General features: G+C 75.9%; 13 protein-coding genes. 4 read left to right on the forward strand and 9 right to left on the reverse strand.

Annotation, left to right across the window (positions count from 1 at the left end):
• Window positions 1–101 precede the first annotated feature (101 nt).
• Together ACWDRR_RS34360 and ACWDRR_RS34365 are read left to right on the forward strand one after the other, a co-directional pair.
• Window positions 102–1,061, forward strand: coding sequence for an NAD-dependent epimerase/dehydratase family protein (locus ACWDRR_RS34360; protein ID WP_449776179.1), 960 nt, complete (start codon window positions 102–104; stop codon window positions 1,059–1,061).
• 13 nt (window positions 1,062–1,074) lie between these two features.
• Window positions 1,075–2,166: an MGDG synthase family glycosyltransferase gene (locus tag ACWDRR_RS34365; RefSeq protein ID WP_449776180.1), complete on the forward strand. Its 1,092-nt coding sequence runs from the start codon at window positions 1,075–1,077 to the stop codon at window positions 2,164–2,166.
• A 50-nt stretch (window positions 2,167–2,216) separates the two neighbouring features.
• Here the strand turns inward: ACWDRR_RS34365 and ACWDRR_RS34370 are convergent, their stop codons facing one another.
• From ACWDRR_RS34370 to ACWDRR_RS34385, 4 genes are all read right to left on the reverse strand, one after another.
• Window positions 2,217–2,966, reverse strand: a complete 750-nt coding sequence (locus tag ACWDRR_RS34370; RefSeq protein ID WP_449776181.1) for a polysaccharide deacetylase family protein — start codon at window positions 2,964–2,966, stop codon at window positions 2,217–2,219.
• A 16-nt stretch (window positions 2,967–2,982) separates the two neighbouring features.
• A complete protein-coding gene (locus tag ACWDRR_RS34375; protein ID WP_449776182.1) occupies window positions 2,983–3,786 on the reverse strand; it encodes an SDR family NAD(P)-dependent oxidoreductase in 804 nt (267 codons plus the stop codon).
• A gap of 74 nt (window positions 3,787–3,860) precedes the next feature.
• Window positions 3,861–4,748 carry a hypothetical protein gene (locus ACWDRR_RS34380; RefSeq protein ID WP_449776183.1) on the reverse strand — a complete coding sequence of 296 codons (888 nt, stop codon included), beginning with the start codon at window positions 4,746–4,748 and terminating at the stop codon, window positions 3,861–3,863.
• A gap of 99 nt (window positions 4,749–4,847) precedes the next feature.
• Window positions 4,848–5,720 (reverse strand): SAM-dependent methyltransferase, encoded by an 873-nt coding sequence (locus ACWDRR_RS34385; RefSeq protein WP_449776184.1) that lies wholly within the window; start codon window positions 5,718–5,720, stop codon window positions 4,848–4,850.
• A 232-nt stretch (window positions 5,721–5,952) separates the two neighbouring features.
• Here ACWDRR_RS34385 and ACWDRR_RS34390 point away from each other — a divergent pair, with 232 nt between their 5' ends.
• Both ACWDRR_RS34390 and ACWDRR_RS34395 read left to right on the forward strand, forming a co-directional pair.
• Window positions 5,953–6,630 carry an RNA polymerase sigma factor gene (locus ACWDRR_RS34390; RefSeq protein WP_449776185.1) on the forward strand — a complete coding sequence of 226 codons (678 nt, stop codon included), beginning with the start codon at window positions 5,953–5,955 and terminating at the stop codon, window positions 6,628–6,630.
• Window positions 6,627–7,373: a hypothetical protein gene (locus ACWDRR_RS34395; protein ID WP_449776186.1), complete on the forward strand. Its 747-nt coding sequence runs from the start codon at window positions 6,627–6,629 to the stop codon at window positions 7,371–7,373. Before ACWDRR_RS34390 ends, ACWDRR_RS34395 begins: the two co-directional genes overlap by 4 nt.
• 111 nt (window positions 7,374–7,484) lie before the next feature.
• On the opposite strand, the gene ACWDRR_RS34400 is transcribed toward ACWDRR_RS34395, so the two are convergent.
• From ACWDRR_RS34400 to ACWDRR_RS34420, 5 genes are all read right to left on the reverse strand, one after another.
• A complete protein-coding gene (locus ACWDRR_RS34400; RefSeq protein ID WP_449776187.1) occupies window positions 7,485–9,227 on the reverse strand; it encodes a condensation domain-containing protein in 1,743 nt (580 codons plus the stop codon).
• A 111-nt stretch (window positions 9,228–9,338) separates the two neighbouring features.
• Complete coding sequence (locus tag ACWDRR_RS34405; RefSeq protein ID WP_449776188.1) at window positions 9,339–10,106, reverse strand: 4'-phosphopantetheinyl transferase family protein; 768 nt, start codon at window positions 10,104–10,106, stop codon at window positions 9,339–9,341.
• Window positions 10,103–10,936 carry a hypothetical protein gene (locus tag ACWDRR_RS34410; RefSeq protein ID WP_449776189.1) on the reverse strand — a complete coding sequence of 278 codons (834 nt, stop codon included), beginning with the start codon at window positions 10,934–10,936 and terminating at the stop codon, window positions 10,103–10,105. Before ACWDRR_RS34410 ends, ACWDRR_RS34405 begins: the two co-directional genes overlap by 4 nt.
• Before the next feature lie 4 nt (window positions 10,937–10,940).
• Complete coding sequence (locus ACWDRR_RS34415) at window positions 10,941–11,231, reverse strand: acyl carrier protein (protein ID WP_449776190.1); 291 nt, start codon at window positions 11,229–11,231, stop codon at window positions 10,941–10,943.
• 110 nt (window positions 11,232–11,341) lie between these two features.
• Window positions 11,342–12,274, reverse strand: a complete 933-nt coding sequence (locus ACWDRR_RS34420) for a 3-oxoacyl-[acyl-carrier-protein] synthase III C-terminal domain-containing protein (RefSeq protein WP_449776191.1) — start codon at window positions 12,272–12,274, stop codon at window positions 11,342–11,344.
• Between the last annotated feature and the right edge of the window lie 12 nt (window positions 12,275–12,286).

The raw sequence follows: 12,286 nt of genomic DNA on the forward strand, positions 1-12,286 counted from the left end.
GGCACCGCCCCGAACGCCCGCACCGCCCAGAGAGTCCCCGCCACCCGGCCGGCCAGCCCGGCCCGGACGGCGCGGGAGAAGGCCGGACAAGGAGAGAGAACGTGCGCGTAGCCGTCACCGGGGGATGCGGATTCATCGGCTCACACGTCGTGGACCGGCTGCTCGCAGCCGGCCACGAGGTGCTCGCGGTGGACACCACCGACAAGTACCTCAACACCGACGCCGAGCACTCCCGCATCGACATCCTCGACCTGCCCGCCCTCACCGCCGCCCTGGACGGCTGCGAAGTGGTCTTCCACCTCGCCGCGATGGCCGACGTCGAGCACGTCGCCGCCGACCCCGTCCGGGCCGTGCGGATCAACATCGACGGCACCGAGAGCGTCCTGGAGGCGGCCCGGCGCAGCGGCCTCAGCCGCACCGTGCTGGCGAGCACCGTCTGGGTCTACGGCGCCGCCCTCACCGACGACCAGCTGGACAGCGGCGAGCAGGAGCTGGACGAGCACGTGCCCATCGAGCTGGAGCACAGCGGGCACCTGTACGTCGCCACCAAGCTGGCCGCCGAGATGCTGGTGCACAGCTACCGCGAGCTGTACGGGCAGCACTTCACCATCCTGCGCTACGGCATCCCGTACGGGCCGCGGATGCGGGACGAGCTGGTGGTCGCCCGGTTCGTGCAGGCCGCGCTGGCCGGTCGGCCGATCACCATCGCGGGCGACGGCCGGCAGAGCCGCAACTTCGTCTACGTCGAGGACCTCGCGGACGCGCACGTGCGCGCCCTCTCCCCCGCCGCGGAGGACCAGACCTTCGCGCTGGAGGGCTCCACCGCCGTCTCCGTCCGGGACATCGCCGACACCGTCGACGAGTTGCTCGGCCCGGTCACCATCTCGCACATCGAGGCCCGCACCGCCGACTACGCCGGGCGCCGCATCTCGGCCGCCCAGGCGAAGCGGCTGCTCGGCTGGTCGCCGCGGACCAACTTCGCGGACGGCCTGCGGCGGTACGCGGACTGGTACCGGGACGAGGGCGGCGGCGCCCCCGGCCCGGCGGCCGGCGCCTCCTGAGGCGGCGCCACCGGTGCCGCACGCGCTGCTGGTCTCCGGCTCGCTCGGGCAGGGCCACGACGTGATGGCCCAGGCCTGCGCCGACTCGCTGCGGGCCCGCGGCTGGACCACCGCCACGGTGGACGCGATGGCGCTGCTCGGACAGCGCGCGGGCGCGGCCGGCGAGGCGGTCTTCCGCCGGCTGCTCGACCTGCCCGGCGTCTACGACGCCTTCCACTTCGCGGCGCTGCGGCCCGGCACCCGCCCGGCCCTGCTCGCCGACGCCGCGGCCCGCACCCGGCTGGTCCCGGCCCTGCGGGAGCTGGTGGCGCGGCAGCGGCCGGAGCTGGTGGTGTCCGTGTTCGCCACCGCGACCTCGGCGGTGAACCGGCTGCCCCGACGGCCCGGCGGGCCGGCGTTCCGGCACCTGGTGCTCTGCACCGACGTCACGCCGCACCGGCTCTGGGTGCAGGAGGGCACCGACCTCTTCCTGGTCACCTCCGAGGTCGCGGCGTGCGCGGTGCGGCGCTACCGGCCCGAGGCGGAGATCGCCGTGCTGCCGGCGCCGCTGCGGGCGCCGTTCTACCGCCCGCCGGCCCGTGCGGCGGCCCGGGGCGAGTTCGGCGTGCCGCCGGACGCCCGGTGCGTGCTGCTGATGTCCGGCTCCTGGGGGCTCGGCCCGCTCGCCCGCACCGCCGCCGACCTGGCCGACGCCGGGCCGCACGTGCTCGCCGTGGCCGGGCGCAACGGCGAGCTGGAGCGCCGGCTGCGCCACGCCGCCGGTCGGCGCCCGCGCCTGCACCCGTTCGGCTACACCGAGCGGATCCCCGCGCTGATGGCCGCCGCCGACCTGGTGGTGACCAGCTCCGGCGACACCTGCAGCGAGGCCCGGGCGCTCGGCCGCCGGCTGCTCCTGCTGGACGTCGTCCAGGGCCACGGCCGGGACAACCTCCAGCACGAACTGGAGCTGGGCCACGCCGACGTCACCTCCGCCCGCCCGGCCGACGTGGTCCGCACCGCGCTCGCCGCACTGGACCGCCCGGCGCCGGCCCCGTCCGCCGGCGCCTCGCCGGAGGGCTGGCGGACGGGGTTCGCGGCCGCCCTGGCCCGGGTCGGCCTGGCGTAGCCGCCCCGGGGGTACCGTCACCGCACGGGGCCCGGCCGCGCGGGTGCCCGTCACCGCACGGGGCCCGGCCGGGCGGGCACGGCGTGGTCGCGCAGGGGGCCGAGGACGAGGCCGTGGTCCCGGCAGTGGGCGGCGAGGAGGGGGAGGGCGGCGAGGGTGGCGCGCCAGGAGTCGGGGGCGGAGGTGCAGTCGGAGTCGTGCAGCAGGAGGGTGGCGCCGGCGGCGAGGCCGGGGCGGGCGGTGGCGAGGACGGAGGCGGCGGTGGCGTCCTCGGTCCAGTCCCGGCCCCAGGCCGTCCAGAGCACCGTGCGCAGGCCGAGCCGGCGGGCGGCCAGCGCCGGGCCGGCCGTCAGGACGCCGTAGGGCGGGCGGTACCAGAGCGGGCGCACCCCGCAGAGGTCGGTGACCGCCTCGGTGGCGCGGCGCAGTTCGCGCAGGTCGCGGGCGGGGGCCGGGTACCACTGGGGGCGGTGGTACCAGCCGTGCACGGCCACCTCGTGGCCGCGGGCCACCAGTTCGCGGCCGAGCTCCGGGGCCCGCTCCAGCATGGTGCCGAGCAGGAAGAAGGTGGCCCGGGCGCCGAGCCCGTCCAGGGCGTCGAGGACGTACGGGGTGCTGCGCCGGTCCGGACCGTCGTCGAAGGTCAGGGCGATGTGACCGGGGGTGTCGCCGTACCCGGCCGTGCGGCGGGCGAGCGTCCGGCGCACGGCCGGGAGGCGGACGGCGGCCGGGGCGAGGTGGAGCAGCTCGGCGCCCGCCGCGACGAGGGCCGCCCGGCGGGCCGTTCGAGCCCGGTCCATCGGTGCCCGCCCCCGGTCAGCCGAACCGGGACGCCATGCGCCGGAACACCCCCGGCGCGGCGCCGTGGACGCGTGCGGCGAAGCCGAGCCAGCGCGGGACGAAGGGCCGGTCGCGGGCCGTGGTGATCGACCCGAGCACGGCGTCGGCGACCTGCTCGGGGCTCACCGGGCGGGGGCGTTCACGCTGGTAGGGGGTGCCGCGACGGGCGAAGAAGGGGGTGTCCACCGGGCCCGGCAGGACGATCCGGACGCCGACGCCGGTCCCGTGCAGCTCGTACCAGAGGCTCTCGGCGAACATCGACAGCGCGGCCTTGGTGGCCGCGTAGGCGGCCTCGTCGCGGACACCGACCTCCCCGGCCATCGAGCCGAGCAGCACGATCCGGCCGCGCCGGCGCTCCAGCATGCCGGGGAGCAGCAGGCGGACCAGCCGCAGCGGGGCGGCGAGGTTGACCTCGATCATCCGGTCCAGGGTGTCGGTGGGGGTCTGGGCGAAGGGTCCCCGCCACCCGAGGCCGGCACTGGCGACCAGGACGTCGACCCGGCCGGCGGCGGCCAGCGCCGCCTCGGCGAGGCGTTGCGGGCCGTCCGGCTTGGCGAGGTCCTCGGGCAGGGCCCGGCCGCCGGTGCGGGCGGCGATCCCGTCCAGCCGGGTGCGGTCGGTGCCGGACAGCAGCAGCTGCCAGCCGGCCGGCGCGAGGCGGGCGGCGGTGGCGGCGCCGATGCCGGAGGAGGCGCCGGTGATCAGCGCCACCGGCGGCGCGGCGGCGGGGCTCCCGGGCCGGTCCGGCCGCCGGGGCCGGTGACGGCCTTCGTCCACCATGGCTGCTCCCGTCCTCTGCACCTGGCCGTCCGTTTTGTCCGGCAAGTCACCTTCGCACGGGGGCGCCGTCCGGGCTACCGGGGTGGCAGCGCCGCCTCCTCGGCCCGGTCCTCGGCCCCCGCCGCGGCCGGACCCACCTCGGCCTCCACCTCGCCGAACCGGGAGAGCACGAAGGTGCCGCCGACCGCCACCGCGAAGCCGGCCAGCGCGCACCAGGCGTAGCCCGGGCGCGCCGCGTCGCCCAGGGCGACCACCCCGATCAGCGCCGGGCCGAAGGTCTCGGTCACCGTGCCGGCCGCCGTGGCCGCCGTCACCGTGCCGCGCTGCAGCGCGAGCGCGTACGCCAGATAGCCCCCGAGGCCGCCGAGGGCGAGCCCGTACGCCGCCGGGTCGGTGAGGACGTCGGCCACCCCGCCGACGTCGAGGACGCGGACGGCCAGGCTGGTCACCCCGAAACCGACCCCGGCGAGCAGGCCGAGGCCGGCCGCCGCGGCGTTGCCGTCCCGGCGGGCCAGCACCAGGGTGAGCAGCAGCATCAGGACCGTGGTGGCGAGCAGCGCCCAGTGGAAGACCGGGGGCGCGTACTCTCGGCCCTCGCGCCCGGAGCCCAGGGCCAGCAGGGTGAGTCCGACGACCACCGCGACGATCCCGGCCACGTCGCCGCGTCGCAGCCGGGCGCCGAGCAGCCAGACGGCGGCGAGCGCCGTCACCGCGAGGCCCGCGTTGGTGACCGCCTGGACCAGGAAGAGCGGCAGGCTGCGCAGCGCGACCACGCTCAGCACGAAGCCGCCGATGTCCAGCGCCGTCCCCAGCAGGAACTGCCAGGAGCGCGCGAGGGCGGCCAGCAGTCCGACCCGCACCCGGTCCGCCCGCGGCGCCGATCGCGCGCCGCGCGCCTGGAAGACCGAGCCGAAGCCGAAGCAGACGGTCGCGACCAGGGCGGTGGTGAGTCCGAGCAGCATGACTCTCCTCGGGGCAGGCTCCACGACCAGTCTGGGCCGACGCGGGCCCGTCCGCACCGGGGGTGGGCGCCGAGGTGGCCGGTGGCGCCCGCCGGGCCGCTACGGCTTGAGGGCCACGGCCGCGTAGAGGGAGGCCTCGACGTCGGTCACGGCGGTGTCCTCGGGGCCGTCCGGGCGCCAGCGCGGGGTGGGGACGAGACCGGGGGCGAGGAGCGTCCAGCCGCCGAGGAACCGGGCGATCTCGTGGTGCGTACGGGCCTGGCCGGGGGTTCCGGCGGCCCGGTAGATGCCGGCCAGGCGGGCGATCTCCTCGGGCGCGAACTCGGCGGTGACGTGGGAGAGCACCAGCGCGCTGCCGGGGGCGAGGGCGGCCTTCAGGTGCTCGACGATCGCGTGGGCGCGGTTCCCCCCGACACGGCCGTCAGGGGCGTCCGGTCCGACACGGTCGTCCGGGCCGTCAGGGTCGCCCGGGCCGTCGAGGACGAAGTGCAGGACGGCGTTCAGGGAGAGCGCGACCGGGCGGGCGAGGTCGATGGTGTCCCGGAGGCCGGGCGCGGCGAGCAGTGCCACCGGGTCGGTCAGTTCGGCCTCGACGTACGCGGTGCGGCCCTCGCGGGCCCCGGTGAGCAGGGCCTGGGCGTGCGAGAGCACGATCGGGTCGTTGTCGACGTAGACCACCCGGGCCCGCGGGTTCACCCGCTGGGCGATCTCGTGCAGGTTGGGCGAGGTGGGGATGCCGGTGCCGATGTCGAGGAACTGGTCCAGGCCGGCTTCGGCGAGCGCCCGCGTCGAGCGCTGCATGAAGGCCCGGTTGGCGCGCGCGGTCGAGCGCAGCCAGGGCAGTGCGGCGAGCGCCTGACCGGCCGCCTCGCGATCGGCGGCGAAGTTGGTGAAGCCGCCGAGGAAGTAGTCGTACATCCGGGCGGAGTGCGGCACGTTCAGCCGTAGGTCGACCCCGTCGTAAAGGCTCATCGTTCTCCCCCGCCGCAGGACTCACCGATTGCTGCCCACGCTACCCGGCGACCAATCACCGCTCCGTCCCGCCGAGTTCGACGGGACCGATGATTCGCCGATCGGACGGGATGACAGTCAGTATTCGGATTGCAGCCCGGAGTGACGGAACTGATGGAATGAGGGCGGCAGAGACGGAGTCCGCACCCTCAGGCGGCCGGCCATCGGTCGGCGGCCGCGGAAGGCAGGTTCGATGACGATCGACAGGGGTGTCCGCGCACTCGGGCACCGGGGAGGGCCTGCGGTGGCGGGCCCCGGCGGAGGCGGCGGGTGGGGGGACGGTCCGGGCCCCGGCCGCGACGACCCCGAGGGCGACGGCTACACCGGCCCGGAGAACGCCAACATCCGTCTGGAGCTCGCCTATTCGGCGTTCTGCGAGACCCACGAGCCGGCCTGGCGGGCCCTCGCGCTCACCCGGATAGGCAACCGTGCGGACGTGGCCCTGGTCGTCGACGCGGTGAAGGAGGACCTCGCCCGGTACTGGGCCCACGTCCTCCGGTTCGAGGAACCGGCCGCGTACGCCTGGCGGTTGGCCAACCGGCACGTCGCCGACTGGGTGGCCGGCGAGGAACAGGTCGAGGTGGAGGCCGTCACCTTCGCGGCGGTGATCGGGGCGTTCAAGGAGGTCGCGAACGGACTGCTGCACAGCGAGTCGGACGAAGTCCGGTTGTACGCGGCGATCCTCGAACTCCCGGACCGGCAGCGGGACGTGGTCGTCCTGCGGTACCTGCTCGGCCTGCACGTCAAGGTGATCGGGGCCTACCTGGGCCGGCCCGTCGCCACCGTCCACTCCAACCTCCGGCACGCCCGGGAACGGCTGGCCAAGCGGCTCGGTGTGCGCGAACTGCCGGACCGGGGAGGCGAACAGTGATCCCCCGGCACCGGGCCGGGGCGCCCGCCGGACCGCCCGCGCCCCCGGGCGCCGACCCGCCGGCCGCCGGCCGGACGGCGGCGCTGCACGTCCCGCGGCCCGAACGGGCGCACGCCGAGCGGATCGCCGTGCTGCGCCAGGCCAGGGTGACGGCGGCCCCGGTGCACCTGCCCTCCGAGCACGAGCAGGCCGCCTTCGAGCTGGGTCTGGTGGTCGCCCTGGTGCTCGGCGCCCCGAACGCCTCCCGGGGCCTGGACCTGCTGGTCAACGAGCGGCGGATCCAGCCGGAGGGGGCGGAGGTGTTCGCCGCGCTGCTCTACGCCGGCGGCCGCGAGGAGGGCGCCGAGTTCTGGTGGCGCTTCGCGGCCGGGTCCGGCAGCGGCACGGCGGCGTACTGCCTGCACCTGTACCACCTCCGGTTCGGCGAGACGGACGACGCCGACTACTGGCGGGCCTGGTCGGACCAGCTCGCCACCGCCGAGGGCCCGCCGCGACCGCGCCCGCAGCCGGCCGACCGAACGGTCCTGCGATCGGACCGGCCGCTGCTGCCGGACGACGTACGGCGGGACATCCTCTCGCGCTGCCACCGGGGACTGGCACCGCAACTGCCGCCGGCGCTGGTCGACGTGGTCGACCGCCTGCCGCGGCAGAGCGACCCGGAGGACCCGGAGGACGTGCCCAGCCCGTGGGGGCTGACCTCGGGTGCGACCTCCGTCTGCTCCTGGGACGGCGCGCAGGGGTGAACCGGGCGACGGAGACGCGACACCCCCGTTCGGGTGAGTCGCCCGTGGCCGTGCCCCGCCCCCCGGCGCCCTCGGTGGCCGGGGCACGCCGCTACGCCGGCGCCCGGGCGCTCAGCCGGGCGGGGCGAGGCGGCCGACGACGTCCGGGGACCTGCCGGTGCCCTCGGCGACCACCGGCAGCTCGCCCCAGGACGGCGGCCCGGCCGGGTCGGCCGCGGCGGCGTGGACGACGTAGTGCTGCGGGGCCATCGCGGTGTCGCGGCCGGGCAGGGCCCCGACCACCGCGCGGTGGGCGACCAGCGGGGTGAGCTCCGGGTCGGCGGTGGCGATCCGGGCGACCAGGCGGCCGTCGTCGAACTCGACCCGGGTGGCGGCGCCGAGGACGTCGGTGACCAGCGCCCGGACGGCGACCAGGTCGACCCAGGAGTTGTCGATCAGCCGCCACTCGCCCTCCCGGACGGCGCCGCCCAGACCGGTCAGCCCGGGCAGTCCGGCGAGCGGGACCGGCCCGCGCGCGGCGGCTTCGAGCACGGCGGGCACCGCGCGTGCGAAGCGGCCGGTCTGCTCGCGGTCGAGCACCTGCGGGCAGGCGACCAGCGCGAACTCCAGACTGCCGGAGGTCCGCAGGATGTTGAGCATCACCCGGACCGCCACCGGCTGGTCGGGCAGCCAGGTCAGCTCCGGGTCGCTCGTCGGCGCCGGGCGGGCGTCCGACATCGCCTCGGGGATGGTCAGACTGAGGTCGTTGACCACGACGTGGCGGGCGAAGCGGGAGCCGCGCAGGTGGGCGAGGTCCTCGATCAGCTGCCAGACCTTGCCCGCCTGGAGGGTGCTGTGCCAGTACCCGGCGAGCGAGGCCGCCTTGGCACGGCCGATCAGCTCGTCGAGGTCGCCCGCGTCGGTGTCCAGGGCGAGCAGGGCGTCCTGGGCGAGGGTGCCGATGTGGTCGGCCATCACGGCGCGCTGCCGGTTGGCGGAGAGCGCCGACACGACCAGCCCCGTCCGGCCGGCCCGCCGGGCCACCAGGGCCGCGAAGACGGCGAGCAGGACGACGGAGGGGCTGGCGCCGGTGCGCCGCGAGGTGGCGGCCAGGTCGGCGGCCGCCGTCCGCGAGCGCAGCACGACCGCGGCGACGCCGTTCGGCGGGCCGGTGATCCGGGAGTCGGCGAAGACGGCCGCCGGCGCGGTGGTCAGGACCTTCCGCCAGTGCTTGAGCGCGGCGGCGGTCCTGCGGCGGCCCTGGTCGCTCTGCTCCAGCGCCGCCACCTCCAGCGGGGTCCGGGCGGTGGCGGGCGGGAGCTCCTTGCCCGCGGCGAGGGCGAGCCAGTCCTGGATGAGCAGGGTCGTCGCGACGCCGTCCGCGCCGGCGTGGCAGACGACCACGACCAGCCGGAGCACCCGGTCGCCGTCGGTCAGCAGGGTGAACCGGAGCCGGGGGCCGGCCGCCAGGTCGAACGGGACGGCGACATCGGCCCGGCCCACCTCGTCGGCGAGCGCGTCGAGCGCGTGGCGCCCGTCGGCACGGTCGGCCGGCGGGCCGTCCACCGCGCGCACGGTGACGGCGAACTCGCCCTCACCGGAGACCAGTTGGCGCTCGGGGAAGGCGTCCGCGCCCGGCCCGGGCGGGAAGGCCGTCCGTAGCGAGTCGTGCCGCTCGACGAGCCGGCGCAGGGCGTCGAGCGCGGCCGGCAGGGTCGTCCCGTCGGGGACCGGCCAGACGGACTCCTTGTTGATCTGCTCGGGCCTGTCGCGCCGGATGCAGCGGATCATGTTGTCCTGGCCGAGGGTCAGCGGCCCGAAGCCACTGCTCGCGCCGCCGTACCGGACGGTGATCCGCCGGCTGGTCTCTGTCACGTCGTACGCGCCCTTCGGCCGGCCTGGGGTTTTCAGCGGAGTGCGGGTCGGGACGCTACCAGCGGCCCGACGAGGTGGTACAGACCAGAGTTCTGGGATTCCGACGATCCATCAACTCCGGTGCGGTACAGTCTGTTTGGTGCATGTCAGGGGCGACCAGTGGTGACGCCGGAGCCGGAACGGCCGGTCTCCGAGCAGCGCCACGGCGGCGCGGAACGGCCCCGGCACCGGAACGTCGTCGAGCAGGCAGGGGCCTTCGCCGAGGGCGCCCGGGCGGGACAGGCGCACGGGCGCCGAGCCCGCCAACGGCAGCCCGAACCCCTGCACCAGCCGCCCGCCGTAGGCCTTGACGCAGGCCTCGCGGCGACACCAGAGGGTGGTGAAGCGCTCGGCCAGCACGGCGGGCGTGGCCGACCCGGCGAGGAACTCGGCCTCGGCGCCCGGGAAGTAGCGCTCGGCGACCCTGGTGGCCACCCGCGCGTCATGGATCTCCTCGACGTCGACGCCGACCGGCCGCCCCTCGGTCAGCGCCACGACCGCCAGGCCGCCGGACTCGGAGTAGCTGACGCCGAGCCGCTCGCCCCCCACCACCGGCCCGGGTTTGCCGTGCGGGCCGTACCGCCAGGTGAGCCCGGCGGGGTGCAGGCCGAGGCGTTCGGCCACCAGCAGCCGGACGATGCCGTGCACCACGGTGAACCGACGCCCGAGCACGGGGTCACGGGCGGGGCCGCGGCCGGTGGCGCGGGCGAGTTCGGCGGGGTCCAGCAGGCCGCGGAGCTCCCGGACGACGTCGTCCGGCTGGTCGGCGGGGATGATCCAGAGGTCGACCGGGTCGACCGGGTCGGCCGGCTCCGCGGTGGCGGCCGGATCGGCGGTCACGGTCCGACCCGGAGGCTCAGCGCGCTCAGGACCCCCAGCCTGCGGTCCAGGCCGACGGCCAGCACCGGCCGCCGCTGCGCCTGCCAGTCGGGCAGCCGCTCGGCCAGCTCCGCCCAGAGACCGGTGAACGGCCGGCCGGGCGCGGCGGTGACCACCGCTTCGCGGCCCTGCTCGACCGCCAGGCCGGAGTCCAGCAGGACGGCGGCGCCCGACTCCAGGGAGCGCACCTCGCCGTCGATCTCCTTGGACGCCAGCTCGTCGTCCAGGGAGGAGACCTGACGGATCGTCAATTCTGCTCCGGCGGTCTCGTCGAGGACCAGGACGACGACGCTGTGCCGCTCGGGCAGCTCCACCGGCGCCGCCGGCCGGTAGTGCAGCGCGGTCTGCTCGGCCAGCACCACCACCGCGCGCCGGCAGGCACCGGTGCGCTGGTACTCGGCGGCCACCCGCAGTGCGCTGAAGGCCACCGCCGACCCCTGGTCGCAGAGGGCGAAGGCCAGCGGCGAGCCCGGGCAGGACCGGCTCATCGCCAGCGAGCTGGGCGCGCCCGGGCGCACGTCCGGTGAGTCGAACGCCAGGATCAGCAGGTCCACCGGCACGCCGTCGGCGAGCGCCTCGGCCAGCAGGCCCTCGGCCAGCTCGGCGTAGGAGTGGCCGACGCCCTCGGCCAGGAGGTCCTCCCGCACCGGCAGGCCGTACGGCCGGACGAGGTCCGTGACGAACACCCGGAGGTCCGGGTCGAGCGAGGTCTCCGACCTGCCGTCGAAGGACCGGGCGAGGATCCGGGTGATGCCGAGGGCAGTCGGGGGCGACGCGGGAGCGGCGGCCACCCGGTCAGTCCTCCGGGATGATGTGCCCGGCGACGTAGTCGGCCAGGTTGTTCACCGAGCGCAGGTCGTCCTCGCTGATCTGCTCGACGTCGACCTGGATGTCCAGCGTCTCCTCGACCTCGAGGATCAGCTCGATGGTGCCGGCCGAGGTGAGGCCGAGGTCGTCGAAGAGGCAGGCGTTCTCGGGGATCTCGGGGAGGTCGCGCTTGAGGACGCGCGGCAGCAGCTCGCCGATGCTCCGCAGGATCCGGTCGCGCAGCTCGGTGTCAGTGGTCTGGACCGCGGGTTCTGACATGGATGTGTCCCGTCCCGTCGTGCATGAGAGGTGAATGGGTGCGGCGGGCGGAGGCGTGGTCGTCCTCGCCATGCCGGTACGCGGCCGGTGTGCGCCGGGCCGACGATGCGTCAGTGCTCGACGGCCATGGCGGAGAAGGTGGCTCCGACACCGGCGGCGGCGATCAGGTAGCGGTCGCCGCGGCGGAGCAGCCCCCGCGTGGTGGCGGTGTGGAGATTGATGAGGCTGTCTGCAGCGAAACTGTGCCCGACCGAGCGCACGTTGTCCAGCACCACCTTTTCCACCGGGAAGCCGATCCGGCGGCAGATCATCCGCCAGGAGGCCTGGTTGACGTTGTGCGGAAGCACCAGGGCGAGGTCCGAGAGGTCCAGACCTGCCTGGTCGAGGGCGGCCTCGATCGCCTCGATCATCACCACCGGGTACTCGCGCTGGTAGCGGGCCAGCAGCTCCGCGTCCTCGGCGAGACGGCCGTCGAACTCGGGCCGGTGGCGGACGGCGTAGGAGAGCACGCGGTTGCGCTCGCCGGTCGCCCGGACCAGGCAGGCGGCCGCGCCCTCGGCGAAGATCCCGGTCTCGGGCACCACCTGGGCATCCTTGGTGAAGGTCTTCTCCCCGGCCAGGACCAGCGCCAGGGCCTCCGGGTCGGCCAGCCCGGCCAGCAGCCGGCCGGCCAGGTCGACGGCCAGCAGGCCCACCGCGCAGGCGTGGTGGGTCACCGTGAAGGCCGCGGCGTGCCCGAGGCCGTAGCGGCCGAGCAGGTCGTGCAGCGGGTTGAGCGGGTACGGCACCGCCACCGGCATGCTGCGCGCGTGGATCACGAAACGGACGTGCCGTTCGCGCCCGTGCAGCTCCGGTAAGGCCTCGACGGCGGCGCCGAGCAGGTCGGGCAGCTTCCCGTCCGGATCCAGGCGCAGCTGGTCCAGGCCGTGGAAGCGGCGGAAGAGTCGAAGTTGACGTGGGGTCAGGCCGATTCGCTCGCCCACTGCCTCAATGGGCACGGTGTGGTGGGGGAGGTGAACGGCCACTGCCTCCAGTGCGGTCACGCGGGCTAGTAT

It is taken from the genome of Kitasatospora sp. NPDC003701 (genome assembly GCF_053587085.1).

Excerpts from the sequence above, each read along its gene's own strand:
- ACWDRR_RS34390 (WP_449776185.1), top strand. The coding sequence starts at position 5,953 with ATGACGATCGACAGGGGTGTCCGCGCACTCGGGCACCGGGGAGGGCCT.
- ACWDRR_RS34380 (WP_449776183.1), bottom strand. The coding sequence starts at position 4,748 with ATGCTGCTCGGACTCACCACCGCCCTGGTCGCGACCGTCTGCTTCGGC.
- ACWDRR_RS34370 (WP_449776181.1), bottom strand. The coding sequence starts at position 2,966 with ATGGACCGGGCTCGAACGGCCCGCCGGGCGGCCCTCGTCGCGGCGGGC.
- ACWDRR_RS34385 (WP_449776184.1), bottom strand. The coding sequence starts at position 5,720 with ATGAGCCTTTACGACGGGGTCGACCTACGGCTGAACGTGCCGCACTCC.
- ACWDRR_RS34415 (WP_449776190.1), bottom strand. The coding sequence starts at position 11,231 with ATGTCAGAACCCGCGGTCCAGACCACTGACACCGAGCTGCGCGACCGG.
- ACWDRR_RS34375 (WP_449776182.1), bottom strand. The coding sequence starts at position 3,786 with ATGGTGGACGAAGGCCGTCACCGGCCCCGGCGGCCGGACCGGCCCGGG.